Here is a 26,604-nt window from a genome sequence, read left to right on the forward strand (position 1 = left end):
AGGGTAGGCTAACCTCAGCTCGTCGCTTCGTGGTGGGAGCGGCGCGTCAGTTCGGGAAACCTGTGGGGCCCCCGCCAACCCGCCCGGGCCCCACACGCGGTCAGGCCTCCGCCGGGTCCTGCGGGGTCACCGGTCCGGGCTCCGGTGCCTCACGTCATCGTGCGTCACACCATCGCGACGGCGCCGACCAGGGAGCCGCTCGCGACCGGGCCCGACGGTGGCACCCGGCGACCCAGCGCCTCCTGCTGCTGCAGCAGCGCCGATTTGGGGTCCAGCCGTCGAGAGGTGAACCGCTCGAGGCTCACGACGCAGAAACCCAGTACGCCTGAGGCGACCAACTCCACGTCGTCGCGCGCATCGACCTGCCATTCGCTGTACCGACCCTCCGCGAGCGTGCACCGAGCCACGACGGTCAATGTCGCGCCGGCCGGAACGGGCGCCACGTGGGTGAGCTCGAAACGCGTTCCCAGGGAACACTCGTCGGTGCGGGTGTATCTGCTGATGGCGAGCATCGCGGGCCATTCGCAGACCCCGAGGAGCCAGCCGCTCGCCATCACCTCTGGTTTGTGGATGAACTCCGGGACGCCCGGAAGCAGCTGTTGCACCATGTTCTCCCGGCCCACCCGGTACGTGACGGTCTGGGTCATGCCGACCGTGAGTAGCGCGCTCACCAGCGGGTTCCGTCGAGCGCGAGGTGGTCGTCGTCATGCGCGGGGCGTCCGACGCAGGTCCATTCCTGGTCGGAGATAGGGCGCAGGGTGTCGCCGCAGATCGTTGTGCCGTCGAGCTCGGTCAATTCGAGATGCACTTTCTCTCCTGGGAGTGTCGTACTCGGCGTCGAAGCGTCGAGAAGGCAGGGGTGGTCGCGGACACAGGTGCGTGGATTCCGCGTGCGGGCCCGGATTCGTCGTCGATGTCACGGGTCCCGTTCGCAAACCATCGAATAGCTCCCGGGTGGCCGGGGAGCGTCTTCTCGGGTGTGCGGCGCCCAGTGTGCATGACCGATTCAGAGCGGCTCTCCCGTATCCGCTCACCCCATTCGGGAGGCGGGCCCCACCGACCGGGAGCTCATGATGATCATGAAATGGCCGGTGCCGGGCCCGGCTAACCCGGACGATCAGACGTCTCGCGAGCGATCGATCAGGTAGAGGTGCGGCGGCCGCACGCGACACGCCCCCGGTCGAACAGGGCGGTCATTCCACCCGGACGGGGGGCCCACGGCCGGGTCACGTGGCCACGGAGCCGGTTCGCCCGCCGGCGTTCTCACGGCATGCCGGCCGCCACGGGTTCGCCCTCCAACACCTCGTCGTCCGGCTCCGGGACGAGCGGGGACCCCGGCGACGGCCCCGGGCCCACCGGCGCGGACGGCCGCAGACCCCGCCAGAGGGTGGCGGCGGCGGGTCGCGACACCAGCGGGGGGCCCGCACGCTGCAGTTGCCCCGATCCGACCAGGGCGGAGACGATCCGATGCAGGGCCGCCGCGTACGCGCGCACGTCGGCCGGGAGCCGCTCGGGCGCGTAGGCGAGCACGGCGGCGGCCTCCGCGCGCGAATCGGCGACGAGCCAGCGGCGCACGTGCGGCAGCGCCACCACCGCCCCGAAGCGCCCCGGCGGCACCGGGGGCGTGGGGATCCCCGGTGCGATCCCGGCGAGCACGAGCACCGGCCGCAACCCGGCCGCGGCGCCGGCGGGGACCACCAGCGTCGTGGCCTGCCGCATGGACTGCTCGTCGGACCGGGAGACCAGCACGTCGGCCTCGCCCGCGGTGCCGGGTGGGAGGAGCCCGCCGTCGATCGTGTGCAGGGCCGCGGCGAGGGTGCTGGTGCCGCTGCCGCGCGTGATGCCGGTGATCACCGGTGGGCGCGCGGAACTCACCGGAGCCCCTCGGGCAGCTCGGCGAACGGGTCGTCCTCGGCGAGGGTGTGCTCACGGCCGGGCGGAGCCGGTGGGGGGAGCGGCGGCTCGTCCTCGCCGAGCGTCTCCTCCCACGCGTCGACGGCCAGCCGCCCGCCGTCCCACACCACCGGCACGGACAGCCGCACCCAGCGGGACGCCAGGCTGCGCCACCCCCGGCCGGTGGGCGCGGGCGCCACCGCGGGCACACCCACCTGCGCCGCGTCCACGTCCCGGCCGGCGGCGCGCACCTCGTGCTCGCCGACCGCCCGGTACGGCGTGACCCGGACCCGGACGTCGACGAGCACGCGCCCCTCGCCGTCGCCACGCACGCGGCCCGGGAGCGCGAAGTCCGCGCGCTGCCTGCCCGCGCCGTTCCACCCGATGCGGGCCGGGTCGCCGCCGGGCATCACCAGGTAGTCGCGCAGGACCCGGCCACGACGGGCCGGGTCGTCCTCGTCCCAGGACAGGTAGTCGACCGCGAACGCGCCCGCCAGGGCCGAGGCCTCGGCCGGCTCGGGGCTCGGGTACGCGACCGGACGGGGTGCCGGCACCGCGGGGAAGCCGCGCGGGTCCGTGGGCGGCTCGGCACCGCCCGGCCCGGCCCACCCGGGCGGCCCGCTCGCCGGCCATGCCGCGGCGCCCCACGCCGTGCCCGGGTAGGGCGGGAGCGCCTCCCTGGTCTGCTCGCCCACCGGTTCGGCGGGAGCCGGCTCCGGGGCGCGGCCGAAGAGCCGGAACGGGGCCACGGCGGTCACCGGCCGGGCGGGACGGTGGGGCGGTCGGGGCGGGTGGGATCGGGCATGGTTCCCCCATCGGTCGGGCGCGGCACGCGACGACGGTAGGAGCAGGCCCGGACCCGGCGGGCGGGAAATCCGAAAGACGTTTGCAGGTGTGAACGCGGCGGCAGCGCTCCGTCCACCTCGCCCTACGGGACCGGCCAGGTGTGCACCGGCTCGTTGGACGCCGAGCACTCCAGGTAGCGCTCGAGCATGCCGCGCAGGGCGGCCGGCCGGTCGGCACCGCCGTCCTCGAGCGCGGCCACCGTGTCGAGCTGCCAGCTCGCGCCGGTGCGGCGGCTGACGCAGCGCTGCTCGATGATCGACAGGAAGCGGTCGGTGACGTCCGCCTCGACGCCCCAGCGGGTGAGGCCGTCGGCGGCCTGCGGGAGCAGCTTGCGCAGCACCAGCTCGTCCGGGCGGATCCAGCCGGTGCCCGGCCAGTACAGCGGGCCGTCGAGGCCGTGCCGGGCGGCGGTGATGAAGTTCTCCTCGGCGGCCTCGAACGACATCATGCTCCACAGCGGCCGCTCGGCCTCGACGAGCGTGCGCAGCAGGCCGTAGAAGAAGAGCGCGTTGGCCACCATGTCCACCACGGTGGGTCCGGCCGGCAGCACCCGGTTCTCCACCCGCACGTGCGGCACGCCGTCGGCCACGTCGTAGACCGGCCGGTTCCACCGCCAGATCGTGCCGTTGTGCAGCCGCAGCTCGTCGAGCCCCGGCACCCGCCCGGCCTCCAGGTCGGCCATCGGGTCGCTGTCCTCCGTGACGGGCATGAGCGCGGGGAAGTAGCGGCCGTTCTCGGAGAACAGGTCGAGGATCGAGGTGATCCAGCGCTCGCCGAACCACACGCGCGGGCGTACCCCCTGGTTGCGCAGCTCCGGGGTGCGCACGTCGCACGACTGCTCGAACAGCGGGACGCGGGTCTCGGCCCACAGCCGCGAGCCCAGCAGGAACGGCGAGTTCGCGCCCACCGCGAGCTGCACGCCGGCCAGGCACTGCGCCGCGTTCCAGTAGCCGGCGAACGAGTCCGGGTGCACCTGCAGGTGCAGCTGCATCGACGTGCAGGCGGCCTCCGGTGCGATGGAGTCGAAATCGGCCTGCAGGTGTTCCGGCTCGACGCCGTGGCGGCCCGACGGGTCGTCGCCCGCGATGTCGAGGCGGACCGGTTCGCCGCGGGCGCTCAGCATCTGCTCGTTGAGCGTGGCGTAGCGCTGGTCGGGCGAGAGCGCATCGACCACGAGGTGGTGGCGCTGCAGCGTGGGCAGGATCCCGATGACGGCGAGCTGCGCACCGCAGTCCACCGCTTTGGCGCGGGCCACGGCGAGCTCGTCGAGCAGGTGGCGTTCGAGGTGGCGCCACTCGTCGCCGGGCAGCGGGCGGGGCGGCAGGTTCAGCTCGAGGTTCCAGCGCCCGAGCTCGGACTGGAACTGGGTGGAGCCGATCGCCGCCAGCACATCGGCCCCGGCGAGTGACGGGGCGAAATCGTGGCCGACGAGGTTGAGCTCGACCTCCAGCCCGGTGATCGGCTCGTCACGGGCGAACGGGTGCTCCCGCAACATGATCGCGAGCGCGTCGAGACAGCGCTGCACCTTGGTGCGGTAGCGCTGCCGATCCCGTCGACTGAACGTCCGTCGGTCGACGTCCTGGCCCATGCGTGCGCTGCCTCCCGCCCCCGGGCGTGCCCGGAGCTTCGCTCGATGCTCGCGGGCGAACCGGCCGCGGCGGCGGCCGCGTCGCGCGCGGGCTGTCCACCGTGGCACGCGTGGTGATCCCTCCGCTACGGCCGACCGGATGACCGCTGCAGGCCGAGTGCCCCGGGCCGGGAGCCCATCACGTAACTCGACGGCCCAGCTTCCCGCTGTGCACACCGGCGAACCGGCCGAGTACGCCCGGTAGGAGGCCTGCCCGCCGAGGCACCCAGCGAAAACCTGGATCCGCCGTCTACGCACCGGACTCCCGGCCCGGGACACTGGTGGCCCACCCTGCGACGATGTCCCCCCGTGGCGACCATCACCCGCGTCGATGACCCGGCCGATCCCCGGGTGGACGACTTCCGCGACCTCACCACCGCCGACCGCCGCCCCGACCGGCCCGGCGGGCGCGGACTGGTGATCGCGGAGGGCGTCGTCGTGGTCCGCCGCATGATCGACTCGCTGTACCCGGTGCGGTCGCTCCTCGGCGTGCCCCGGCGGTTCGACGAGCTGTCCGACGACCTCGCCGCGCTCCCCGTGCCGGCCTACGCCGCCGACGCCGAGACGATGGCCGCCGTCGTGGGTTTCCACCTCAACCGGGGCGTGCTCGCGGTGGCCGACCGGGCGGCGCCCCCCGATGTCGCCGCCCTCCTGCGGCATGCCCGCCTCGTCGCCGTGCTGGAGGGCGTGAACGACCACGAGAACCTCGGGGCGCTCTTCCGCAACGCGGCGGCGCTGGGGGTGGATGCCGTGCTGCTGGGCCCGCGCTGCTCCGACCCGCTCTACCGGCGCAGCGTCCGGGTCTCGATGGGGCACGTGCTGCGCGTTCCGTTCGCCGAGCTGCCCGGCCCGTGGCCGGCGTCGCTCGACGTCCTGCGGGTCGCGGGCCTGCGGGTCGCCGCCCTCACCCCGGCCGCCGACGGGCAGCCCCTCTCCACCGTGGCGCCGGCCGGTCGCATCGCCGTGCTCCTGGGCGCCGAGGGGCCCGGGCTCACCGCGGAGGCCCTCGCCGCCGCCGACCTGCGGGTCCGGATCCCGATGGCGCCCGGCGTCGACTCGCTGAACGTCGCAACGGCGGCGGCCGTGGCGTTCCACGCGCTCACCCCGCTATGACCGATTGGTCCCGTTCTCACCCTGCCGCGGATACGGCGGCGACCTAGGCTGGCGACGTGCGGCTCGGCTCGGGGGGACGGGTACTGCTCGGCGAGCGCAGGCCGGGCGACCCACCCCTGCCGGTCGACCTCGAGGACGCCCTGCGGGAGTGGGCGGCGTTCGCCGTCACCGTCTCCGGCACGGGCGGGCCGACGGAGCGCGACATGCTCCAGATCAGGGGCCGCCAGCTCGCCGTCCGCGTCGCCGACGCCCTGGGGCGCACGGTCACCTACACCGATCCCGTGTCCGGCCGGGTCGAGGCGGTGCCGGCGCCGAACACGGGCCCGATCCCGCGCCGGCCCGACGACGCGGAACCCACGCCGTGGGCCACCGGCCTCACCATCTCCGGGTTCACGGCCGTGGTCGTCGCGGTCGGCGACGTCGCGCTCAGCCGCGCGTTCGCCGACGCGTTCGGGGTGCTCTGGGTACCCGCGAACATCCTCGTCGCCCTGGGGCTCGCGCCCTCGCTGCACCTGCTGCGGCACATGCCGTTCTGGCGCTGGCCCGCGCTCGGCGCCGCAGCCGGCCTCGCGACCGCGTGGGTGGTGCTCCTGCTCGGGCAGCTCGGCTGAGGTCGAGGTGGGCCCGGTTGCAGCAAAGCCACTTTCCTGCAACCAGACGGCAGGAATGTGGCTTTACTGCAACGAGGGCGTCAGCGCTGGCCGCGGACGCCCAGCAGGACCTCGTCCCAGGACGGCATGACCGGCTTGCCCTTCTTGGTGCGCTTGCTCGCGGCGGGCTGCGACGGGGCCGCAGCGGCCGCGGGATCCTCGTGGGTGGGGGCCTCGGCGGTGGCGGGTTCGGCGCTCGCCGCGGGGGTGCTGGGCGCCTTCTCCGTGCGGGCGGGCTCGGGACGGCGCCGTTCCGGGGAGCCGGCCGGCTCGCGCGTGGTGCCACCCTTGGCCGGGCGCTGTTCGGCGACGTCCGGCTCGGCGGGCTTGCCGTTGTCGGTGCGTTCCGGCGTGCTCGCGGGGGCAGCGGCGGCGCCGTCCGGTGCGGAGCGGTCCTGCCGGTCGCCGGCGTCCGCGGGCTCGGTGCGCGTGCGCTCGGGACGGGACGGCTCGGCGCGCGACGCCTCGGCCGGGGGCTGGCGCTGTGCGGGTGGCACGGGCCGGCGGGGCTCCGGCGCCGTGCGGGCCGCCGTGCGCTCGGCCGTGCGGGCCTCGGCGGTGGGCGGCGGATCGATCCGCGAGCCGCGGACGGAGTCGGACGCGACGGCCCGCAGTTCCTCCTCGGGCCCGGGAGCGGGTGCGGGGTCCTCGGAGCGCGCGATGTCGATGACCGGCCCGACGGTGCGCAGTGGCCGGGCGGGCAGGCCCTCGACCAGGTCGCTGGCGTGCTCGTCGAGGGCGGTGACCGTGCCGCCGTGGGCGCCCGGCTGGAACGTCCAGTGCGCGCGGTTGTCCGATCGCCCGGCGTGCCAGGAGAGGGCGACGACCCACTTGCCGTCCTCGCCCTTCCACGAGTCCCACTCGGCGTCGGCGTACTCCTGGCCGCGCAGTCCGAAGGTGTGGGCGACGACGTCGCCGAGGGTGCGGGTGTCGGGCCCGTCGGCGCGCATCGGGTGGGCCCGCTGGGCGACCTCGGCGGTGCGGGAGCGCTCCAGCAGCACGGGGTAGGCGAACCGCTCGATCTTCTGCAGCGGCACACCGGCCGCACCGGCGACCTGCTCCACGGACGCTCCGGCGCGGATCCGGGCCTGGATCTCACGTGGACGCAACTGGCTCTCCAACTCGATCGAGATCTGTCCGAGCCGGGTGAGATCCCCCCTCGCAGCGGCGCGCAGCTGCTCGTCCGCCGGTACGGTGTAGCGCTCGCGTCGGACCGGGTCCTCGAGGACGACGGAGAACTCACCGCCACCCTCGGTGATCCCGACGACCCGCAGCGCCCGCATCAGCGGCCCTCCCGCTCTCGTTCTCCCCGTCCGGGTGACGTTAGTTGCCGGATCGCACCCCGCGTCGGAGGCGCGCCGACGACACCCGGGTCGAGCTGGGACGCATGTTACCGGTGTGACTACGCAGCGCTTACAGCGCTGATCAGGACTGCCGCTCGACGACCCAGTCGATGCACGCCGTGAGGGCGGTGACGTCGGCCGGTTCGACGGCGGGGAACATGCCGATCCGCAGCTGGTTGCGACCCAGCTTGCGGTACGGCTCCGTGTCGACGATGCCGTTGGCGCGCAGCGTCTTCGCGACGGCCGCCGCGTCGACGGAGTCGACGAAGTCGATCGTGCCGACCACCTGGGACCGGTGGGCCGGGTCGGTCACGAACGGGGTGGCGAACTCCGACTTCTCCGCCCACGCGTAGAGCCGCCCGGACGAGTCGGCCGTGCGCGCGACGCAGGCGTCGAGGCCGCCGAGCCCGAGCATCCAGTCGATCTGCTCCGCCATGAGGTAGAGCGTGGCGAGCGCGGGCGTGTTGTAGGTCTGGTCCTTCACCGAGTTGTCGACCGCCGTGGCGAGCGACAGGAACGGCGGGATCCAGCGGTCGGTGGCGGCGAGCTCGCTCACGCGCTCCAGGGCGGCGGGGCTCATCAGGGCGGCCCAGAGCCCGCCGTCGGACGCGAAACCCTTCTGCGGGGCGAAGTAGTACGCGTCGGCCTGGCTCACGTCGACCGGCAGCCCGGCCGCCCCGGACGTGGCGTCGATCAACACGAGCTGGTCGGGTGTGGCGCCCTCGGGGCGGACGACCGGCACGGACACGCCGGTCGAGGTCTCGTTGTGCGCCCAGGCCAGCGCGTCGCACGACGGGTCGGCGGTGGGTTCGGGCGCGCTACCCGGATCGGCCTTGACCACCACCGGCTCGGCGAGGAACGGGGCGCCGCGCGTGGAGTCGGCGAACTTGGAGGAGAACTCGCCGTACGTGAGGTGCAGCGCGCGCTCGCGGACCAGCCCGAACGCGGCGGCGTCCCAGAACGCCGTGGAACCGCCGTTGCCGAGCACGACCTCGTAGCCCTCGGGCAGCGAGAACAGCTCCCGCAGCCCACCGCGCACCCGGCCGACCAGCGATTTCACCGGCTTCTGGCGGTGCGACGTGCCCATGATCGCCGCACCTGCCCCGGCGAGCGCCGTGAGCTGCTCCGGGCGGACCTTCGAGGGGCCGCAGCCGAACCGTCCGTCGGCGGGCTTGAGGTCGGCGGGGATCTGCAGATCGGTGGACGAGGAAACGGTCACAGTGCCAGTGTCGCAGTCGCGGCTAGGCCCGAACGGGTGCGGGTCCTCACGCCCGTCCGGCACAAACCGCACTTCAGGAACCCAATGGGCACATCACACGAGGAAGGCCTTGTGTGAAGCTGGGACGGAGTGTGTGAAGTCACGGCGGCGCCGTGCATCCGACGCGCGCGACCTCCGTTCGGCCCCACGTGTGCGGCCGTTCGCTGACACGATGGAGCGTAGATCGTCGGCCGAAGGGGCAGTGGAGAGAGATGTCGAACGCATCGGATCGACCGGAGCCGGGCGAGCGCCCGGAGGGAGCGGAGGGCGGCGAGCCCGGGCCACCGGCCGTCGACCGGCCGACCGCCCCGGTCCCCGAACAGGACGAGACCCGTCCGGAGGTGCCGCCCTCCGACCCCGCGACCGAACCCACCCCGAGCGGCACCGGCGTGCCCGCGGCGGCGGCTGCGGATCAGCCGGCCGGACCCGGCGCCGCGCCCGAGAGCGGGCCGGAGGCCGACGCCGAGAGGGAACCCGCCGGCCGGACCGACGGCGCCGCCGACCCCACCGAGCAGAGCCCCGCCGATCCTCCGACCGTCACCGAGTCGGTGCAGCCGCAGGCCGGGTACCGGCCGCAGGTCCAGGAGCAGCCGGGATACGTCCAGCCCGGATACGGGCCGACCGGGTACGGACATCCGACGTACGGGCCGTCCGGTTACGGCCCTCCGCCGGCTTACGGGCAGCCGGTCTATGGGCAGCCGGTCTACGGGCAGCCCGAGTACGGGCAGTCGGCCTACGGGCAGCCGGGGTACGGGTCGCAGGCCTACGGGTCGGGGTACTGGTCGCAGGGGTACGGGCAGCAGGGGTACGGACCGCCGTCCGGGTACGGGTACGGGTACGGGCCGGCGCCCTACGGTGCCGGGCCCACCGGCCAGGAACCCCGCCCCGGGATCGTGCCGCTCCGCCCGCTCTCCGCGAGCGACGTGATGGTGGGCGCCGTGCGCTACATCAGGACGAACCCGTTGCCGACGCTCGGGGTGAGCGCGGCCGTCATGGTCGTCGTCCAGGCGATCCAGCTGGTGGTCCAGCTCGCACTGCCCCGGATCAACCCGGCGGCGCTGGCGCGGGGCCGGGTGAGCGGGATGGTCGGCACCGTTCTCGGGGCTTTCGGGAGCACTGTCGTCTCGGTCGTGCTCAGCGCCGTGCTCGCGGGGCTGCTGCTCGTCGTGCTCAGCCAGGCCGTGCTGGGGCGGCGCATCGCGGCCCGTCATGCCTGGAAGGTGGCCGCACCGCGGGTGCCGGGCCTGATCGGGCTGATGTTGTTCGTCGCGCTGGTCGTCGTGGTGATCCTGCTGATCCCCGTGCTGCTCGCGCTCGTCTCCACCGCGACGGGCTCCGGCGAGGCGATCGGGCTGGGGGTCTTCCTCTTCCTGGTCGCGCTGGTCGCCACCGTCTTCCTGAGCGTGCTGTGGGTGCTGGCGCCCGCGGCGTACGTGTTGGAACCGATCGGCGTGATGGCCGCGTTGCAGCGGTCCAGCCTGCTGCTGCGGGGCGCCTGGTGGCGGACGTTCGGCACCCTGCTGCTCAGCTGGCTCCTCGTGGCCGTGGCCGCGATCGTCGTCATGGGTCTGTTCGGCGCGATCCCCACCGACACACCGGATACCGGGGAGCTGATCCGGACCGCGGTGGCCGCCGTCGTGGTCGGGACGTTCGCCGTGCCGTTCGGCGTGGGCGTCGCCGGGCTGCTCTACGTCGACCAGCGGATCCGCAAGGAGCGGCTCGACGTCGAGCTCGCGCGGTCGGTCTAGCCGGCCACGCCGCGGTAGGTGCGGCGGTACGCGAGCGGCGCCACGCCGATGGCCGCGTGCAGGTGCTGGCGCAGCGACGCGGTGGTGCCGAACCCGGAATCGGCCGCGATGCGCTCCACCGGCAGTTCGGTGGTCTCCAGCAGCCGCCGCGCGGCGGACACGCGCTGGTGGACGAGCCACCGGGCCGGGCTCATGCCCGTCTCCTGCCGGAAGCGGCGGGTGAAGGTCCGGACGCTCATGGTGGAGTGCGCGGCGAGCTCGGCGAGGGTGAGCGGTTCGTGGAGCCGGTCGAGCGCCCACGCCCTGGTGGGGGCGGTGCCGGGGCCGTCCGGGTCGGGCACCGGTTCCATGAACTGGGACTGCCCGCCCTCCCGCCACGGCGCGACGACGCTGCGCCGGGCCACCCGGTTGGCCACGCCCGAGCCGTGGTCGCGCCGGACGATGTGCAGCAACAGGTCGATACCGGCGGCGTTCCCGGCGGAGGTGAGCACGTCGCCGTCGTCGACGTACAGCACGTCCGGGTCCAGCTTCACCTGCGGGAACAGCGATTGGAACGCGTCGGCGTGCATCCAGTGCGTGGTGGCGGGGCGCCCGTCGAGCAGGCCGGCCGCGGCGAGCACGAAGGCGCCGGTGCAGATCGAGACCATCCGGGCGGACAGGCCGTCCAGCGCGGCGGCGAGGTCCGGTTCGAGCACGCCGCGGTCCTTCGCCGACCCGCTGTAGATACCCGGGATGATGACGGTGTCGGCCGTGCGCAGGATCGAGGCGTCGTGCTCGGGGAGCACGCTGTACCCCGCCGACGTGCGCACCGGGCCGCCGTCCAGCGTGGCGACGCGCACCCGGTAGAGGAGCCGCTCCGCGTCGTCGACGGCCGTGCCGATGAGCTTGTGCGGCAGCCCGAGCTCGAACGCCACCACGTCGGGCAGGGCGAGGACGGCGACCTCATGACGCATACTCATGGCCGGATCTTTTCATGTGTTGGCCTCCGGGCCACTGTCGCCACGGGCGCGCGGCAGCGATGCTCGCTGCCGTGACCGAGCTCCGCACCGCGCGACCCGCGCGCATCCACCCCGCCTGGTGGGTCGCCGCCGTGACGTTCCTCGCCCTCGTCGGGGCAGCGGGCTTCCGGGCCGTGCCCGGCGTGCTGATGAACCCGCTGCACGACGAGTTCGGCTGGTCCATCAGCACGATCTCCCTCGCCGCCGCCGTCAACATGGCCCTCTACGGCCTGACGGCGCCGTTCGCGGCGGCGCTGATGGAGAGCTTCGGCATCCGCCGCGTCGTCACGGCGGCGTTGATCGTCGTCGCCGCGGGGAGCGGGCTCACCGTGTTCATGACGGCGAGCTGGCAGCTGATCCTCTGCTGGGGAGTGCTCGTCGGGCTGGGCACCGGCGCCATGGCGCTCGCGCTCGTGGCCACGGTGACTGGTCGCTGGTTCGTCGCCCGGCGTGGGCTGGTCTCGGGCGTGCTGACGGCCGCGGGAGCGGCGGGTGGGCTGGTGTTCCTCCCGCTCGTCTCCCAGCTGGCCGAGGGCTACGGCTGGCGGCCCGCGGCGTTGGCGGTGGCGTTCTCGGCGCTCGCCGTCGCCCCGCTCGTGATGTGGTTGCTGCGCGACCGGCCCCGCGACGTCGGCGTGGCGCCCTACGGCGGCACCCCGGCCGACGACGTCGACCCCGTGCGCAGCGGGGCCGCCCGGCTGGCGGTGCGGATGCTCGTCGACGCCGCGCGCACGAAGGGGTTCTGGTACCTGGCCGCCGGCATGATGATCTGCGGCGCCACCACCATGGGCCTGATCCAGCCGCACTTCGTGCCCGCCGCGCACGACCACGGCATGCCGCAGACGGTCGCCGCGGGGCTGCTCGCCCTCGTCGGGATCTTCGACGTGGCCGGCACCATCGCGTCCGGCTGGCTCACCGACCGCGTGGACCCGCGCTACCTGCTGCTCGTCTACTACGTGCTGCGCGGGCTGTCCCTGCTGGCGCTGCCCGCGCTCTTCGGGCCGGACATCCAGGCCAACATGGTGGCGTTCATCGTGTTCTACGGCCTGGACTGGGTCGCCACGATCCCGCCGACGATGGCCCTGTGCCGCGAGCTCTTCGGCGCGTCGGCGCCCGTCGTCTTCGGGTGGGTGTTCGCGTCGCACCAGGTGGGCGCGGCGGCCATGGCGCTGGGTGCCGGCATCGTTCGCGACGAGCTGGGCGCCTACGACATGGCCTGGTACACGGGCGGCGCCCTGTGCGTCGTGGCAGGTGCACTCTCCCTTTTGGTCCGTGCCCGGGTGCGCCGTCCCGAACCGCAGCATGGTGGCCTTACTCCGGTTCAACCGGAGTAAGGCCACCATGCTGCGGTCGGGGCTCAGCTGTGGGCTATGTCCGCCCAACCCTCCACCTCTTCCGGGCGGCGCGGGCCGGGGCCGATGTACTGCGCGCTCGGGCGCACCAGCTTGGCCTCGTGCTTCTGCTCCATGACGTGCGCCGACCACCCGGCGGTGCGGGCGCTCGTGAACATCGCCGGCATCATGTGCGGCGGCACCTGGGCGAAGTCGAGGATCACCGCGGCCCAGAACTCGACGTTCGTCTCGATCGGGTGGTCCGGCCGGCGGGATCGCAGCTCGGCGAGCGCCGCCTGCTCCAGCGCGGCGGCGGCCTCGTAGCGCGGGGCCTTCAGCTCCAGGCACGTGCGGCGCAGGACGCGGGCGCGCGGGTCCTCGGCCCGGTAGACGCGGTGGCCGAAGCCCATCAGCCGCTCGTGGCGGTCGAGGATGCCCTTCACCAGCCCTTCCGGGTCGTCGCTCCGCTCGACCTCCTCGATCATCGGCAGCACCCGGGCCGGCGCTCCGCCGTGCAGCGGGCCGGACATGGCGCCGATCGCGCCGGAGAGCGAGGCGGCGACGTCGGCGCCGGTCGAGGCGATGACCCGCGCCGTGAACGTCGAGGCGTTCATCCCGTGCTCGGCCGCGGAGACCCAGTACGCGTCGACGGCCGCGATGTGCGCCGGGTCGGGCTCGCCGCGCCAGCGCGTCATGAACCGCTCGGTGATCGTGGCGGACTCGTCGATGCGCGACTGCGGCACCGCGGGCACGCCGATGCCGCGCGCCGACTGCGCCACGTACGACAGCGCCATCACCGAGGCCCTGGCGAGCTGCTCGCGGGCCTCCTCGTCGCCGATGTCCAGCAGGGGGCGGTAGCCCCAGTAGGGGGCGAGCATCGCGAGTGCCGCCTGCACGTCCACCCGGACGTCGCCGGTGTGCACCGGGATCGGGAACGGCTCCGCGGGAGGCAGGCCGGGCCCGAACCGGCCGTCGACGAGCAACGCCCAGACGTTGCCGAAGGTCACCTTTCCGACGAGGTCCTCGATGTCGACCCCGCGGTAGCGGAGCGAACCGCCGTCCTTGTCGGGCTCCGCGATGTGGGTGCGGAAGGCGACGTGGCCCTCGAGGCCGGGGGTGAAACCGGGGGGCGGCGGCGGAACCGCCTCGTCCTGGTCGGATCCGGGTGCAGCCGGCGCAGTGGTCACCGCGTCCTCCTCGTCGTGGTTGGCGCAACCCTGACGCTGCGTCGAGGGTGGTGCAACGGGCGACCGGGTGGCATCGGTCACCGGGGGTGCCGATCGGGGGTCGTTCCACTTAGCGTGGTGGGTCCGCTACCCGGGGGAGGGCATCGATGGCCGAGCAGCTGGCGACGATGCGCGTGGACTACGTGCGCACGGACGAGCTCGACGTGGGCGATCTGGCCGCGACATGGCACGAGCAGCTCGCCGCGTGGCTGGACGAGGCCATCACCGACGGCGTCGCCGAACCCAACGCGATGGTGCTCGCCACCACCGGCGAGGACGGCAGGCCGAGCTCGCGCACGGTGCTGTGCAAGGGCCTCGACGCGCGCGGCATCGTCTTCTACACGAACTACACGTCCGCGAAGAGCCACCAGCTGCGCGCCACCCGGTTCGCTTCGGCCACCTTCCCCTGGTACGGCCAGCACCGGCAGGTGCACGTGCGCGGGCAGGTCGAGCTCGTGAGCGCCGCGGAGACCAAGGCCTACTGGGCCACCCGCCCCCGCGGCTCCCAGCTCGGCGCGTGGGCGTCCGCCCAGTCGGTGGAGGTACGCGACCGCCGCGTGCTCGACGACGCGCTCGCGACCGCCACCCAGCGCTTCGCGGCCCAGGAGACGGTGCCCCCGCCGCCGCACTGGGGCGGCTGGCGGATCGTCCCCGAGCAGGTGGAGTTCTGGCAGGGCCGCAGCAACCGCATGCACGACCGGCTGCGCTTCGAGCTGGACTCCCACAGCCGCACCTGGAAGATCCGCCGCCTCGCCCCCTGACCGCGGAGCTCGCGGCCCGAGGGTGATCGTCGGATCGGCGCCCCGGGAACCGGGTGATTCGCCGGGTTCGGTCGTGAGGCCGGGCACTCCGGGCTCGAACCCGTGCACGCTCCGGCGGCCTCGGGTGGTAGTCGTTGTCGTATGACAACGTCCGGTCCGGATGGCCCTACGAAGCCGATATCCACCGGCCCGGACGCACCGACCGGCCCGACCCCGCCCCCCGAGCCCGCCACCCGGCGCTTCGCGCGGGCCGTGCGCGGCGTGCTGACCGACACCCGTCCCCTGCGCACCCCGGCCTACCGCAGGCTGTGGACGGCCGGCATCGTCACGGTGGTCGGCGCCCAGCTCTCCGTCGTCGCGGTGCCGGCGCAGATCTACGAGCTCACCGGCTCGTCGGCGTACGTGGGGCTCACGGGCCTCTTCGGGCTCGTGCCGCTGGTCGTCTTCGGGCTGTGGGGTGGCGCGATCGCCGACGCCATGGACCGGCGCACCCTGCTGCTGTTCAGCGGGTCGGGGATCGCGCTGTCCTCGCTCGCGCTGTGGGTCACGGCGGCGAGCGGCGCCGGCGGGGTCTGGCTGGTCCTCGCGCTCTTCGCGGTGCAGACGGCGTTCCTCGCCGTCAACCAGCCGGCGCGCAACGCCGTCATCCCGCGGTTGCTCCCCGCCGAGCAGATCCCCGCGGCCAACACGCTCAACATGACCGTCTTCCAGACCGGTGCGATCGCGGGCCCGCTGCTCGCCGGCGTCCTGATCCCGACGATCGGGCTCCCCACGCTCTACCTGCTCGACGCGATCTTCCTCCTCGCGACGCTGTGGGCCACCTGGCGGCTCCCGCCGGTGCCGCCCGAGACGAACGGCGTGCGCAGGCGCGCAGGCCTGCGCGAGATCGCCGAGGGCTTCCGGTACGCCGCGCTGCACGCGGTGCTGCTCGTGTCGTTCCTGATGGACATCGTGGCGATGGCGTTCGGCATGCCGCGGGTGGTGTTCCCGGAGATCGCGCAGACCGTCTTCGGCGACCCACCGGGCGGTGGGGTCGCGTACGGGCTGCTGTTCGCCGCGATCCCCGCCGGGATGGTCGTGGCCGGCTTGTTCTCCGGGAGCCTGCACCGGATCCGGCGCCAGGGCGTGGCCGTCACGATCGCGATCTGCCTGTGGGGCGTCGGCGTCGCGCTGTTCGGCCTCGCCGGCTCGCTGTGGCTGGCCGTGCTCTTCCTGGCGCTGGCGGGTGCCGGTGACCTGGTGAGCAGCGTGTACCGGATGTCGATCCTGCAGACGGTCGCCACCGACGAGATGCGCGGCCGCATGCAGGGCGTCTTCGCGGTCGTGGTCGCCGGTGGCCCGCGGGTGGCCGACATGTGGCACGGGGCGGCCGCGGACTGGTGGGGGCCGGGCCTCGCGGCGTCCGTGGGTGGCGTCCTGGTGGTCATCGGTGCCGTGGTCGTGGTGGTGATCTTCCCGACGTTCTGGCGTTACCGCCCTGCTCACGACGCGTGACATCGGCCGTGATGAACGCGTCAACGCCAGGACGGGCGCAACCCTGATCCGGAGCACTAGCGTTGCGCCCAACCACGCAAAACATGAGTGTGAGGGAACCTCCACATGGCCGACGAGACCACCAGCGCTGCTGTTCTGAACCACCCCGGCGGCGAGTACGAGATGGCGATCCGGCCCGCGACCGAGGGTGCATCCGCGTTCGACATCTCCAAGCTGCTGACGTCGACGGGGCTGACCACGCTCGACTCGGGGTACGGCAACACCGCCGCCTGTTCCTCGGCGATCACCTATATCGACGGTGACGCCGGCATCCTGCGCTACCGCGGGTACCCGATCGACCAGCTCGCAGAGAACTCCACGTTCCTGGAGGTCAGCTACCTGCTGATCTACGGCGAGCTGCCGACGCGGGCCGAGCTGGACGACTTCACCAACAAGATCAGCCGCCACACGTTGCTGCACGAGGACCTGAAACGGTTCTTCGAGGGCTTCCCGCGGGACGCGCACCCGATGCCGGTGCTCTCCAGCGCCGTCAGCGCGCTGTCCACCTTCTACCAGGACAGCCTCGACCCGTTCGACGCGGACGCGGTGGAGCTGTCCACCGTCCGGCTGCTCGCCAAGGTGCCGACGATCGCGGCGTACGCGTACAAGAAGTCGATCGGCCAGCCGTTCCTCTACCCGGACAACTCGCAGGGCCTGGTGGAGAACTTCCTGAGGATGACCTTCGGCTTCCCGGCCGAGCCCTACGAGATCGACCCCGACTTCGTCCGCGCCCTCGACGTGCTGCTGATCCTGCACGCCGACCACGAGCAGAACTGCTCGACGTCCACGGTCCGGATGGTGGGCTCGTCGCAGGCCAACCTGTTCGCGAGCATCTCCGCGGGCATCAACGCCCTGTTCGGGCCGCTGCACGGCGGCGCCAACCAGGCGGTGCTGGAGATGCTGCAGCGCATCCGCGACGTCGAGGAGGGCAACGTCGACGCCTTCGTCGAGCGGGTGAAGAACCGGGAGCACGGCGCCCGGCTCATGGGCTTCGGGCACCGGGTCTACAAGAACTACGACCCCCGCGCCCGGATCGTGAAGCAGAGCGCCGACGAGATCCTGAAGAAGCTCGGCGTCAGCGACCAGCTGCTCGACATCGCGAAGGCGCTCGAGGAGCGGGCGCTGGCCGACGACTATTTCATCGAGCGCAAGCTCTACCCGAACGTCGACTTCTACACCGGCGTCATCTACCGGGCGATGGGCTTCCCGACGAAGATGTTCACGGTCCTGTTCGCGCTCGGTCGCCTGCCGGGGTGGATCGCCCACTGGCGCGAGATGATCAACGACCCGAGCACGAAGATCGGCCGGCCGCGCCAGCTGTACGTCGGTCAGACCGAGCGCCCGTACGTGCCGATGGCCAACCGCTGACCGCACCCGGGCCGCGTCGGGGCGCGGATCGCGGGCGAACGGCTTACCCTTCGTGCGCATCCGGCGGAAGGTGGGGTCTATGGCGGAGAACGTCGAGGGGCACCGGGGCCGTCGTGGCCGCTGGCTGGTCCTCGCTGTGTTGCTGGCGATCGCGGCGTGGGTCGTCAGATCGCAGGTCGCGGCCCGATCGGCCGTCGACACCGACTGGCCGCCACCCCGGCCCGCTCCGCCGCCCACGGCCGATGCCGCGCCGCGCCGCCCGTCGCCGCGGCCGCGTCCCGCTCCGACGCCCTGACCTCGGCTCCCCGGGTCAGGACGGCTTGCTGGTGAGGGCCTCGCGGAGGCCCACGCGGGCGCCGGTGCGCAACACCGAGTTCCGGTAGACGCGCCCGGCGACCCGCACCACCACCACGATCGCGGCCGCGGCGAGCACCGCCGCCACCAGCACCTCCCACAGCGACGCGACGCCGAGGGCGTAGCGCGCGGGCATCACGGTCTGGGAGAAGAACGGGATGAACGACAGCACGGTGGCGAGCCCGTTGCGCGGGTCGTTCGGCAGCACGTTCATCGTGAGGATGAACGGGATCAGCAGCAGGAAGATCATCGGTGCGACCACCGACTGGAGCTCCTCCTGGCGCGAGACGGTGGACCCGACGGCCGCGTAGAGCGACGCGTACAGGAAGAAGCCGAGCAGGTACCAGATCACGACCATCACGAACATGCCGAGCGCGGCGCCCGGCAGGACCAGCAGCCCCGCCACCCCGGCGCTCACCCCCGCGACGGTGCTCAGGATGACCAGCTGCAACAGCCCCACCGCGCCGAGCCCGACGACCTTGCCGGCCAGGAGCTGCCACGGCGTGATCGTGGCGAGCAGCAGCTCCACCACGCGGCTCTGCTTCTCCTCGACGACGCCGGTGGCGACCAGGCTGCCGTAGGCGCTGAGCGAGACGAACAGCAGCATCGTCCCGACGATGGCGAGCGCGAGCCGCTGGCCGATGTCGCTGTCGGCGGCCTCGAGCGCGGAGACGGCGAGGGCCGAGGAGTTCGCGACCTGGACGGGGTCGACGCCGGCACCGGCCAGCGCCGTCGAGACGGCCTGCTGCTCGGCCGCGGTCTGCACGATCGCCTGCAGGCCGCCGTCCACGGAGTCGTGGCCCACCAGCTCGTACGCGCCGGGCGCGCCGGTGAGCAGGGCGTCGAGGTCGTCGTCCCGCACCTGGTCGCGGCCCGGGCCGTCGTCGACCTCGCGGACGCTGAGCTCGACTCCCTGCAGGTGCGCCGTCTGCTCGACCATCGGCCGGATGTCCGCGGCCTGCGGTGTGATCCCGAGCGTGTGGTTCGAGGCCTGCCCGCTGATGTAGGCGCCGAGCAGGAAGATCCCGCCGAAGAAGACGAGCGTGATCACGAGCCCGATCGCGAAGCTGCGCGAGCGGACCTGCATGACGAACTCGCGGCGCGCGACGAGCAGGATCGCGCTGCGGGCCGGCAACGGCGCGCTCATCACTCGGCCTCGCTGCGCTCGGCCGGCCCAGAGAGATGAAACGCAGCGCGCAGGCGCTGTGACATTGATTCGCTCGCAAGCTCGCTCATCGCTCGGCCTCGCTGCGCTCGGCCGGCCCAGAGAGATGAAACGCAGCGCGCAGGCGCTGTGACATCGATTCGCTCGCAAGCTCGCTCATGCCGCGGGCTCCGCCGGCGCGGGTCCGGCCTGGACGACGTCGCGGTAGAGCTCCGTGAGCGGCGGGCGCCACCGGCGGAACTCGCGCACCGGGCCGGCGGCGAGCGCCGCCCGCAGCACGTCCTGGTCGTCGGTGCCGGCGGCGAGGCGCACGCGCGTGTGCCCGGCGTCGTCGCTGAGCACCTCGACGCCCGGCAGCGCCGCGGCCCATCCGGCCGGTGGCCCCTCGACATCCAGGACCGCCCCCGACCCATCGCGTTCGCGCAGGTCGGCGACGCTGCCGACGGCCACCATGCGCCCGCCGGCGATGATGCCGATCCGGTCGCACAGTCGTTCCACGAGCTCGAGCTGGTGGCTGGAGAAGATCACCGGGACCCCCGTCTCGGCCTTGTCGCGTAGCACGCTGCTCATCACCTCGACAGCGGTGGGGTCGAGCCCGGAGAACGGCTCGTCGAGCACGAGCACCTCCGGGTCGTGCACGAGCGCCGCGCACAGCTGCACGCGCTGCTGGTTGCCGAGCGAGAGCTTCTGCACCTCGTCGCCGAGCCGGGCGGCGACACCGAGCCGCTCGGTCCACAGCGTGACGGCCGTGGCGGCTTCGGCCCCGGTGAGGCCGTGCAGCCGGGCCAGGTAGCGCAACTGGTCGCCGACCCGCATCTTCGGGTAGAGGCCCCGCTCCTCGGGCATGTAGCCGATGCGTCGCCGCAGGTCGGCGTCCACCGGCCGACCCTTCCAGCGCACGTCGCCCGCGTCGGCGGAGAGCACGCCGAGCACGATGCGCATGGTGGTGGTCTTGCCGGCGCCGTTGCTCCCGACGAACCCGAACACCTCGCCCGGTTCGACGGTGAACGAGACGTCGTCGAGCGCCTGCCGGGTGCCGAACCGCTTACCGACCCCCGCGATCTCCAGCACGGCCCGACCCTAGCGCCAGCTCCCGGGCCCACCGCGCACACCGTCGCGGCACCGCACACATGTCCGACCATGTGTGCGGACCTCAGACGGTGTGTGCGGCCGTCGGGGCTAGGCCGGCCAGCCCGCGGGGAGCGGGTGGAGGCCGTCGAACGGGGCCGCCCACACGTAGCTCCAGCAGACAGTTCCGTCGCCGGCGACGACCCGCTCCCGGCGGTACGCGCTGCCCTCGTACTCGTCGAGGGCGGGCAGGAGGGCCGCGGGGTCGCGCACCGGCACCAGCCAGCCGGGTGCGCGGCCGCCGGCGTCGCGGCGCAGGGCCGGATACCCGAGGCCGGTGTCGTAGACGCCGCCGTCGACGGTCGTGCGGTGCGGCTCGCCCGTGCTGTGCGGTGCCACCATGGACCAGGAGGGCCCGCCGGGCTGCAGGAGCCCGTAGACGAAGAGGGCGGCGGGCCACTCGTCGGGGTGGGGCGCCCCGGCCACCGTCGGCGCGTGCAGGCCGTCGTCGGCGGGCTCGCCGAGGAGCGCGAGCGCCGCTTCCTGCGGCAGCTCCGTGCAACGGACGAGCGCACCGTCCACGTGCAGGGGCAGGCGGATCGCGCCGTGCGCGACGTAGCACCACGGCTGCGCGATCCGGACGTCGCCGTCGGTCGTGCGCACCTCGCCGGTGCCCAGCCGGGCCAGGCGGAACCGCTCGTCCCGGCCCTCGCAGCGGTCCAGCACCGCGATCTGCTCGGCCGTCGCGAGCCACACGACGTGCTCCTCGACCACCCCGGGCGCGGCGGCGAGCACCGCGGGCCGCTGCCCGTCCCGCCTGCGCAGCCCGTTGGCCCAGACCGCGGCCACGCCGCGGGTGCGGACCCGCAGTGCCACCACCGGGTCCGCGCCCATCCCGAGCGCCCGGCGCAGCCAGGTGATCTTGCTCGGGCACCGGTTGGAGCCGTACGCGAGCAGGGGTACGCGCCGCGCGCGGGGCGCCGCGCCGCGGCCGGCCAGCCAGTCGTCGAGGGGGCGGCCCTCGACCGTCCAGCCGTGCCGCGGGTCGCGGCGCAACGGGTGCGACTCCTCGTCGACGTGGGCGAACGAGGTGTCCGGCATGGCGCCGGGGTACGGGTCGGCGGGGAAGTCGCTGTCGGGGAGCGGCGGCACCCGACCAGGGTGCCTGGTCCGCCTGCCGTCGCGTCAACCGTTCCGGGCGTACGCCACCTACGCTCGGGGTCGTGGTATCGACCAGCGCTCCCGCCGGGATCGCCGGCGCACCGTTCCGATTCATGCTCGGTGCCACCGTGCTGTGCTTCAGCGGGTACGCGCTGCTGCTGCCGATCGTGCCGCTCTGGGCGGAGCGCGGAGGGGCGGGCGCGCTCGGGTCGGGCGCCACCACCGCGGTCCTGATGGCCACCACGGTGGCCACCCAGCTCGCGGTGCCGTGGCTGCTCGTGCGGGTCGGCCACCGCTGGGTGCTCGCGGCCGGCTCGGTGCTGCTCGGTGCCCCCGCGCCGTTCCTCGCCCTGTCGCCCGACCTCGCGCCCGTGCTCGCGCTCTCCGCGCTGCGCGGCGTCGGCTTCGGGCTGGCGACGGTGGCCGGGAGTGCCCTGGTGGCGGAGCTCGTACCCCGGGAGCAGCACGGCCGGGCGGCGGGCCGCTACGGCCTCGCGGTCGGGCTGCCCCAGCTTGTGCTGCTGGCGGCCGGGGTGGCCGCGGTCGACCGGTTCGGCTTCACCGCGGTGTTCGTCGTGGCGGGGGTCGGCCCGGTGCTGGGTGCGCTGCTCGTGCCGGGGATCCGGATGTCGCACGCGACTGCGCGGACGGGGGCCGCGCCGCTCCCGCGGCCCCCGGTGCGCTCGGCGCTCACCCCGGTGCTCGCGATGCTCGCCTGCTCGATCGCCCAGGGCGGCCTGATCACGTTCCTCCCGCTCGCCGTGCCGGACGCCGGGCTGCTCGTCGCCGGTGCCCTGCTGGCGACGGCGGCGGGGGCGTTGCTGGGCCGCCTGGTGGCCGGCGAGCTCGTGGACCGGCGCGGCTGGGGAGGCCGGCTGCTCGTACCGGGGATGCTGCTCGCCGCGGCCGGGCTGGTGGCCGAGGTCGTCGCCCTCGGCGCCGGCGTGGGCGCGCTCGTCGTGATCGGGGCCGCCGCCGTCGGCTTCGGCTTCGGCATGGTGCAGAACGACTCCCTCACCGTGCTCTTCGCCGCGTTCGGCAGCGCCGGCTACGGCGCGGCGAGCGCGATCTGGAACATCGCCTTCGACGCGGGCACCGGCGTCGGCGCGCTCGGCCTCGGCGCGGTGGCGCAGCCGTTCGGCTACTCCGCCGCGTTCGGGGCGGCGGCCGTCTTGCTGGGGGCCGGGGTGGTGGTGGCCTGGGTCCGGCCCGGGGCCGCGGTGGGAAGACCGTGAGCTTCGGCGGCGGCGAGCAGGCGACTGTCGTACGTGACCACGCTCTCGATGTCGTCGCGGATCATCAGGGCGGTGGCGAGGTGGATGGCGTCGAGAGAGCGCAGCAACGGGTCGGGCAGGCGGCTCGCGGACTCGATCACCGCGTCGGAGATGCCGATCTGCGCGACCTCGGAGAGGATGAGATCGACCTTCGGTAGGCCGTCCGGCCGGATCCGGAGCATCCCCCTTCGGGCTTCGACGGCGAGCAGGGTGCTCGACACGAGCCCGGCCTCGGCCGTCCGTTCGAGGTGAGCGCGGAGCGTGGGTCCCTCGGCTTCGTCGTCCTTGACGAGCTTGAGCAGCGCCGAGGTGTCCAGGTAGATCAATACCGCTCCTCGTCGCGCATCTCGCGGAGCACCTCGGACAAGGTCTTCTCGCCCGGTTCGGCCTCGAGTGGCTCGAGGGACGCGAGGGTCTCCGCGAGATTGCCCTTGGCCAGCCGGACCTGGCCCGCAGCCACCATTCGCTGGAAGGTCGTGCTCGGCTCGTGCGCAGGAACGAGGTAGGCCACCAGCTCGCCCCGATCCGTCACCGGAACCCGCTTGCCTTGCTTGGCCATCGCGACGTATCGCGAGGCGTGCTGGCGCAGCTCGCGGATGCCGATGCTCTCCGGCTCACCCATGAGGTGAAAGTAACACAAATGTGCTACCGGTTTAGGGAGCGTCTCAGCTGCCCCGCGCGATCCACTCCTCCAGGTGCGGGAGCTCCTCGCCGATCGCCGTCGAGTCGCCGTGGCCCGTGCGGACCACCGTGTCGCCGGGGAGCGTCAGCAGGCGGCCGCGGATCGAGTCGATGATCGTGTCGAACGACGAGAAGGACCGGCCGGTGGCTCCCGGCCCGCCCTGGAACAGGGTGTCGCCGGTGAACACCGAGCCCAGCTCGGGCGCGTACAGGCTGCACGAGCCGGGGGAGTGGCCGGGGGTGTGCAGCACCCGCAGCGCTACCCCGCCCGCGCTCACGGTATCGCCGTCGGCCAGCTCGCGGTCGGGCTTCCGGTCCGGGTGGGTCAGCTCCCACAGCGGCGCCTCGGCCGGGTGCAGCAGGATCGGTGCGCCGAACCGGTCGGCCAGCTCCGGCGCCTTGCGCACGTGGTCGTCGTGGCCGTGCGTGCACACCACGGCCACGAGGCGCCGGTCGCCGACGGCCGCCGCGATCGCGTCGGCGTCGTGCGGGGCGTCGACGACGAGCACCTCGCGCTCGTCCCCGACGATCCACACGTTGTTGTCGACGTCCCAGGTGCCGCCGTCCAGCGAGAACGTGCCCGAGGTGACGAGGTGGTCGACGGGTGGCATCAGAAGACCACGACCGACCGCAGCACGTCGCCCTTGTGCATCTTCTCGAACGCGGCCTCGACGTCGCCGATCCCGATCGTCTCGCTGACGAACTTCTCCAGCGGGAGCCGGCCCTGCAGGTGCAGGTCCACGAGCATGGGGAAGTCGCGCGACGGCAGGCAGTCGCCGTACCAGGACGACTTCAGCGAGCCGCCGCGGCCGAACATGTCGATCAGCGGCAGGTCGATCGCCATGTCGGGGGTGGGCACGCCGACCAGCACGACGGTGCCGGCGAGGTCGCGGGCGTAGAACGCCTGCTTGTAGGTCTCCGGGCGGCCGACCGCCTCGACGACGACGTTCGCGCCGTTGCCGTCGGTGAGCGCCTGCACGCCCTCGACGACGTCCTGCTCGCGGGAGTTGATCGTGTGGGTGGCGCCGAACTCCTTCGCCCACGCGAGCTTCCGGTCGTCCACGTCGACCGCGATGATCGTGGACGCGCCGGCGAGCCGGGCGCCCGCGATCGCCGCGTCACCCACACCGCCGCAGCCGATCACGGCGATGGAGTCGCCGCGACCCACCTTCCCGGTGTTGATGGCCGCGCCGATGCCGGCCATGACCCCGCAGCCGAGCAGCCCGGCGACCTCGGGCTTGGCCTCGGGGTTCACCTTCGTGCACTGGCCGGAGTGGACGAGGGTCTTCTCGACGAACGCGCCGATGCCCAGCGCGGGGGACAGCTCCTGTCCCGACTCCAGCGTCATCTTCTGGGCGGCGTTGTGGGTGGAGAAGCAGTACCAGGGCTCGCCCCGGCGGCAGGCGCGGCAGGTGCCGTCGACGGCGCGCCAGTTGAGGATCACGAAGTCACCGGGTTGCACATCGGTGACGCCCTCTCCGACGGACTCGACGACCCCGGCGGCCTCGTGCCCGAGGAGGAACGGGAACTCGTCGTTGATCCCGCCCTCGCGGTAGTGCAGGTCGGTGTGGCAGACCCCGCAGGCCTGCACCTGCACCACCGCTTCGCCGGGCCCGGGGTCCGGCACGATCACCGTCTCCAGGGAGACCGGCTCACCCTTCTTGTGCGCGACGACCCCGCGGACCTGCTGCGGCATTGGCTCTCCCTCATCTCGTCACCTCGGATGCGCTCATGCGCAGCCTGCCACGTGAGCAGCCCGTCGGTAGGTTCGACGGCGTGTTGGAACGCGACGACGTCGACGTCGAGGGTGTCCCGGTGGCGGTGCTGCGGATGGCGCACGGCCCCGTCAACGCCATGGATCTCGGGCTGTGCCAGGCACTCGCCGAGCGGTTCCGGGGTCTCGCGGCCGATCCCGCGCGGGCCGTGGTCCTCACCGGATCCGACCAGACCTTCTCGGCAGGTGTCGACCTGAAGCGCTGCACCGCGGGCGGCGATCCGTACGTCGAGGAGTTCCTCCCGGCGCTCTCGGAGGCGTTCCGGGCGGCCTTCGAGCTGCCGAAGCCGCTCGTCGCGGCGGTGAACGGGCACGCGATCGCCGGCGGGTGCGTGCTCGCCGCCTGCGCCGACGTCGTGCTGATGGCCGGGGGCGCCGCGCGGATCGGGGTGCCCGAGATCCGGGTGGGGGTGCCGTTCCCGCGCATCGCGCTGGAGGTGCTCGGCGTCGCGGCGGGCGAGCGGGGCGCGCGGGAGCTCGTGATGGGCGCGCAGACCCATCGGCCGGAGCGGGCCGCGCAGCTCGGGCTCGTCCACGAGGTCGTCCCCGCCGACGAGCTGGGGTCGCGGGCGGCGGCCGCGGCGGCGGCGCTGGCGCGCGACGTCCCGCCCGACACGTTCGCCACCACGAAGGGGCAGCTGCGGCGCGTCGCCCTGGAGCGGACCGACCGCTACGCCGACGAGGACGAGCAGGTGGCGCAGCTGTGGAAGCGCCACATCTCCGACGGGTCGGTGGCGCGGTACCTCGCGTCGGTCACCGGGCGCTGACGGGTGGGATCGGCCGCCCGATCCGGTCCCACCCGCCGCCGTTCCTCAGCCCTCGGGGACGTACCCCATCACGCCGTCCTTCTTGTAGCCGGCGAGCGCGAGGTCGAGCCGGCCCTCACGCGCGACGCGCCAGTCGCTGTCCTTGCTGTACCGCACGATCGCCATGGCGTCGTCCCGCGGCCCGGACCAGACGTAGCCGACGACGCCCTCGTTCTCGAAGCGGTCGCCGAGGCTCTTGATCTCGTCCTTGCTCACGCTGAGCAGGTACGTCTGGAAGCCGTCCTTCTGCCGGAGCCGGTACACCGGGATGCTCCCGTCGACCTCCTCGTCGAACATCGTGATCCCGGTGGAGTCGTACTTCGGCGAGAAGCCGTGCTCCCGCTGGGCGCGGTCGGCCTCGGCCGGGTCGAGCGTGTAGAAGCTGCCCCGGTTGTCGTTCGTCGCCATTTCGAGCAGCGGCTTCTGGTGCTCGGCCGCCTGGCTCGCGGACGCGGTCGCAGACGCGGGCGCAACCGTCGCCGGCTCGGCCGCCATGGCGGCGTTCGACGTCAGGACGGCGCCCGCGGCGGCCGCCACGACCACCAGAGAACCCACGACCTTCAAGCGGTGTCCTGCCATTCCCACTGTTCCTCTCCTCGCTGCAGCTGTCGCCACTGGGCGACGGT

At 73.4% G+C, this 26,604-nt stretch carries 27 protein-coding genes; 10 read left to right on the forward strand and 17 right to left on the reverse strand.

What is annotated here, in order from left to right; translation table 11 throughout:
* Positions 1-164: 164 nt before the first annotated feature.
* The 5 genes from ACU436_RS21670 to ACU436_RS21690 form a co-directional block, all read right to left on the reverse strand.
* Positions 165-671, reverse strand: coding sequence for a thioesterase family protein (locus tag ACU436_RS21670; RefSeq protein ID WP_459027987.1), 507 nt, complete (start codon positions 669-671; stop codon positions 165-167).
* Positions 668-808 (reverse strand): hypothetical protein, encoded by a 141-nt coding sequence (locus tag ACU436_RS21675; RefSeq protein WP_459027989.1) that lies wholly within the window; start codon positions 806-808, stop codon positions 668-670. Before ACU436_RS21675 ends, ACU436_RS21670 begins: the two co-directional genes overlap by 4 nt.
* Positions 809-1,263: 455 nt before the next feature.
* Entirely contained in the window at positions 1,264-1,875 is a 612-nt protein-coding gene (locus tag ACU436_RS21680; RefSeq protein ID WP_459027991.1) for a hypothetical protein, read from the reverse strand.
* The gene (locus tag ACU436_RS21685) at positions 1,872-2,651 is read right to left on the reverse strand and encodes a hypothetical protein (protein WP_459027992.1); all 780 of its coding nucleotides are present in this window, start codon (positions 2,649-2,651) and stop codon (positions 1,872-1,874) included. Before ACU436_RS21685 ends, ACU436_RS21680 begins: the two co-directional genes overlap by 4 nt.
* A 170-nt stretch (positions 2,652-2,821) precedes the next feature.
* Positions 2,822-4,327: a glutamate--cysteine ligase gene (locus tag ACU436_RS21690; protein WP_459027994.1), complete on the reverse strand. Its 1,506-nt coding sequence runs from the start codon at positions 4,325-4,327 to the stop codon at positions 2,822-2,824.
* 348 nt (positions 4,328-4,675) lie between these two features.
* On the opposite strand from ACU436_RS21690, the gene ACU436_RS21695 reads away from it, so the two are divergent.
* Positions 4,676-5,479 (forward strand): TrmH family RNA methyltransferase, encoded by an 804-nt coding sequence (locus tag ACU436_RS21695; RefSeq protein ID WP_459027996.1) that lies wholly within the window; start codon positions 4,676-4,678, stop codon positions 5,477-5,479.
* 56 nt (positions 5,480-5,535) lie between these two features.
* Complete coding sequence (locus tag ACU436_RS21700; protein WP_459027998.1) at positions 5,536-6,090, forward strand: DUF2537 domain-containing protein; 555 nt, start codon at positions 5,536-5,538, stop codon at positions 6,088-6,090.
* Between the two features lie 80 nt (positions 6,091-6,170).
* On the opposite strand, the gene sepH is transcribed toward ACU436_RS21700, so the two are convergent.
* Both sepH and serC read right to left on the reverse strand, forming a co-directional pair.
* Positions 6,171-7,412, reverse strand: a complete 1,242-nt coding sequence (sepH, locus tag ACU436_RS21705; RefSeq protein WP_459028000.1) for a septation protein SepH — start codon at positions 7,410-7,412, stop codon at positions 6,171-6,173.
* Between the two features lie 142 nt (positions 7,413-7,554).
* On the reverse strand, positions 7,555-8,691 hold the full coding sequence (gene serC, locus ACU436_RS21710; protein WP_459028002.1) for a phosphoserine transaminase: 1,137 nt from the start codon (positions 8,689-8,691) through the stop codon (positions 7,555-7,557).
* A gap of 251 nt (positions 8,692-8,942) precedes the next feature.
* On the opposite strand from serC, the gene ACU436_RS21715 reads away from it, so the two are divergent.
* Positions 8,943-10,478 (forward strand): hypothetical protein, encoded by a 1,536-nt coding sequence (locus ACU436_RS21715; RefSeq protein ID WP_459028004.1) that lies wholly within the window; start codon positions 8,943-8,945, stop codon positions 10,476-10,478.
* Here ACU436_RS21715 and ACU436_RS21720 read toward each other — a convergent pair.
* Positions 10,475-11,437 carry a GlxA family transcriptional regulator gene (locus ACU436_RS21720; protein ID WP_459028006.1) on the reverse strand — a complete coding sequence of 321 codons (963 nt, stop codon included), beginning with the start codon at positions 11,435-11,437 and terminating at the stop codon, positions 10,475-10,477. The two genes, ACU436_RS21715 and ACU436_RS21720, sit on opposite strands and share 4 nt — an antisense overlap.
* A 59-nt stretch (positions 11,438-11,496) precedes the next feature.
* On the opposite strand from ACU436_RS21720, the gene ACU436_RS21725 reads away from it, so the two are divergent.
* The gene (locus ACU436_RS21725) at positions 11,497-12,810 is read left to right on the forward strand and encodes an MFS transporter (RefSeq protein WP_459028008.1); all 1,314 of its coding nucleotides are present in this window, start codon (positions 11,497-11,499) and stop codon (positions 12,808-12,810) included.
* A gap of 23 nt (positions 12,811-12,833) precedes the next feature.
* On the opposite strand, the gene ACU436_RS21730 is transcribed toward ACU436_RS21725, so the two are convergent.
* Positions 12,834-13,994, reverse strand: coding sequence for a citrate synthase 2 (locus ACU436_RS21730; protein ID WP_459028010.1), 1,161 nt, complete (start codon positions 13,992-13,994; stop codon positions 12,834-12,836).
* A gap of 146 nt (positions 13,995-14,140) precedes the next feature.
* On the opposite strand from ACU436_RS21730, the gene pdxH reads away from it, so the two are divergent.
* The 4 genes from pdxH to ACU436_RS21750 all read left to right on the forward strand — a co-directional run bounded on the left by pdxH (position 14,141) and on the right by ACU436_RS21750 (position 17,990).
* Entirely contained in the window at positions 14,141-14,794 is a 654-nt protein-coding gene (gene pdxH / locus ACU436_RS21735; RefSeq protein ID WP_459028012.1) for a pyridoxamine 5'-phosphate oxidase, read from the forward strand.
* Between the two features lie 261 nt (positions 14,795-15,055).
* Positions 15,056-16,288, forward strand: coding sequence for an MFS transporter (locus ACU436_RS21740; RefSeq protein ID WP_459028014.1), 1,233 nt, complete (start codon positions 15,056-15,058; stop codon positions 16,286-16,288).
* A gap of 105 nt (positions 16,289-16,393) precedes the next feature.
* A complete protein-coding gene (locus ACU436_RS21745; protein WP_459028016.1) occupies positions 16,394-17,695 on the forward strand; it encodes a citrate synthase in 1,302 nt (433 codons plus the stop codon).
* 79 nt (positions 17,696-17,774) lie between these two features.
* Positions 17,775-17,990, forward strand: coding sequence for a hypothetical protein (locus ACU436_RS21750; protein ID WP_459028018.1), 216 nt, complete (start codon positions 17,775-17,777; stop codon positions 17,988-17,990).
* A gap of 15 nt (positions 17,991-18,005) precedes the next feature.
* Here ACU436_RS21750 and ACU436_RS21755 read toward each other — a convergent pair whose 3' ends face one another.
* The 3 genes from ACU436_RS21755 to ACU436_RS21765 all read right to left on the reverse strand — a co-directional run bounded on the left by ACU436_RS21755 (position 18,006) and on the right by ACU436_RS21765 (position 21,434).
* A complete protein-coding gene (locus ACU436_RS21755) occupies positions 18,006-19,196 on the reverse strand; it encodes an ABC transporter permease (RefSeq protein ID WP_459028019.1) in 1,191 nt (396 codons plus the stop codon).
* 174 nt (positions 19,197-19,370) lie between these two features.
* A complete protein-coding gene (locus ACU436_RS21760) occupies positions 19,371-20,285 on the reverse strand; it encodes an ABC transporter ATP-binding protein (RefSeq protein ID WP_459028021.1) in 915 nt (304 codons plus the stop codon).
* Between the two features lie 108 nt (positions 20,286-20,393).
* Entirely contained in the window at positions 20,394-21,434 is a 1,041-nt protein-coding gene (locus ACU436_RS21765) for a gamma-glutamylcyclotransferase family protein (protein WP_459028023.1), read from the reverse strand.
* A 71-nt stretch (positions 21,435-21,505) separates the two neighbouring features.
* Here ACU436_RS21765 and ACU436_RS21770 point away from each other — a divergent pair, with 71 nt between their 5' ends.
* Positions 21,506-22,678, forward strand: a complete 1,173-nt coding sequence (locus tag ACU436_RS21770) for an MFS transporter (RefSeq protein WP_459028024.1) — start codon at positions 21,506-21,508, stop codon at positions 22,676-22,678.
* On the opposite strand, the gene ACU436_RS21775 is transcribed toward ACU436_RS21770, so the two are convergent.
* The 4 genes from ACU436_RS21775 to ACU436_RS21790 are packed head-to-tail and all read right to left on the reverse strand — an operon-like array spanning position 22,585 to position 25,094.
* Positions 22,585-23,043, reverse strand: coding sequence for a type II toxin-antitoxin system VapC family toxin (locus ACU436_RS21775; protein ID WP_459028026.1), 459 nt, complete (start codon positions 23,041-23,043; stop codon positions 22,585-22,587). The genes ACU436_RS21770 and ACU436_RS21775 overlap by 94 nt on opposite strands.
* A complete protein-coding gene (locus ACU436_RS21780) occupies positions 23,040-23,339 on the reverse strand; it encodes a type II toxin-antitoxin system Phd/YefM family antitoxin (protein WP_459028028.1) in 300 nt (99 codons plus the stop codon). Before ACU436_RS21780 ends, ACU436_RS21775 begins: the two co-directional genes overlap by 4 nt.
* A 43-nt stretch (positions 23,340-23,382) precedes the next feature.
* Positions 23,383-24,009 carry an MBL fold metallo-hydrolase gene (locus ACU436_RS21785; protein ID WP_459028030.1) on the reverse strand — a complete coding sequence of 209 codons (627 nt, stop codon included), beginning with the start codon at positions 24,007-24,009 and terminating at the stop codon, positions 23,383-23,385.
* Positions 24,009-25,094: an S-(hydroxymethyl)mycothiol dehydrogenase gene (locus ACU436_RS21790; RefSeq protein WP_459028032.1), complete on the reverse strand. Its 1,086-nt coding sequence runs from the start codon at positions 25,092-25,094 to the stop codon at positions 24,009-24,011. Before ACU436_RS21790 ends, ACU436_RS21785 begins: the two co-directional genes overlap by 1 nt.
* 80 nt (positions 25,095-25,174) lie before the next feature.
* Here ACU436_RS21790 and ACU436_RS21795 point away from each other — a divergent pair, with 80 nt between their 5' ends.
* Positions 25,175-25,939 carry an enoyl-CoA hydratase/isomerase family protein gene (locus ACU436_RS21795; RefSeq protein ID WP_459028034.1) on the forward strand — a complete coding sequence of 255 codons (765 nt, stop codon included), beginning with the start codon at positions 25,175-25,177 and terminating at the stop codon, positions 25,937-25,939.
* Between the two features lie 45 nt (positions 25,940-25,984).
* On the opposite strand, the gene ACU436_RS21800 is transcribed toward ACU436_RS21795, so the two are convergent.
* Positions 25,985-26,557, reverse strand: coding sequence for a hypothetical protein (locus tag ACU436_RS21800; RefSeq protein WP_459028036.1), 573 nt, complete (start codon positions 26,555-26,557; stop codon positions 25,985-25,987).
* Positions 26,558-26,604 lie beyond the last annotated feature (47 nt).

The organism is Pseudonocardia wallangbongensis, assembly GCF_054486945.1.

Coding starts and splice junctions, on each gene's coding strand:
- ACU436_RS21800 (WP_459028036.1), bottom strand. CDS start 26,557: ATGGCAGGACACCGCTTGAAGGTCGTGGGTTCTCTGGTGGTCGTGGCG.
- ACU436_RS21715 (WP_459028004.1), top strand. CDS start 8,943: ATGTCGAACGCATCGGATCGACCGGAGCCGGGCGAGCGCCCGGAGGGA.
- ACU436_RS21785 (WP_459028030.1), bottom strand. CDS start 24,009: ATGCCACCCGTCGACCACCTCGTCACCTCGGGCACGTTCTCGCTGGAC.
- pdxH (WP_459028012.1), top strand. CDS start 14,141: ATGGCCGAGCAGCTGGCGACGATGCGCGTGGACTACGTGCGCACGGAC.
- ACU436_RS21690 (WP_459027994.1), bottom strand. CDS start 4,327: ATGGGCCAGGACGTCGACCGACGGACGTTCAGTCGACGGGATCGGCAG.
- ACU436_RS21720 (WP_459028006.1), bottom strand. CDS start 11,437: ATGAGTATGCGTCATGAGGTCGCCGTCCTCGCCCTGCCCGACGTGGTG.
- ACU436_RS21745 (WP_459028016.1), top strand. CDS start 16,394: ATGGCCGACGAGACCACCAGCGCTGCTGTTCTGAACCACCCCGGCGGC.
- ACU436_RS21790 (WP_459028032.1), bottom strand. CDS start 25,094: ATGCCGCAGCAGGTCCGCGGGGTCGTCGCGCACAAGAAGGGTGAGCCG.
- sepH (WP_459028000.1), bottom strand. CDS start 7,412: ATGCGGGCGCTGCGGGTCGTCGGGATCACCGAGGGTGGCGGTGAGTTC.
- ACU436_RS21780 (WP_459028028.1), bottom strand. CDS start 23,339: ATGGGTGAGCCGGAGAGCATCGGCATCCGCGAGCTGCGCCAGCACGCC.
- ACU436_RS21750 (WP_459028018.1), top strand. CDS start 17,775: ATGGCGGAGAACGTCGAGGGGCACCGGGGCCGTCGTGGCCGCTGGCTG.
- ACU436_RS21725 (WP_459028008.1), top strand. CDS start 11,497: ATGCTCGCTGCCGTGACCGAGCTCCGCACCGCGCGACCCGCGCGCATC.
- ACU436_RS21755 (WP_459028019.1), bottom strand. CDS start 19,196: ATGAGCGCGCCGTTGCCGGCCCGCAGCGCGATCCTGCTCGTCGCGCGC.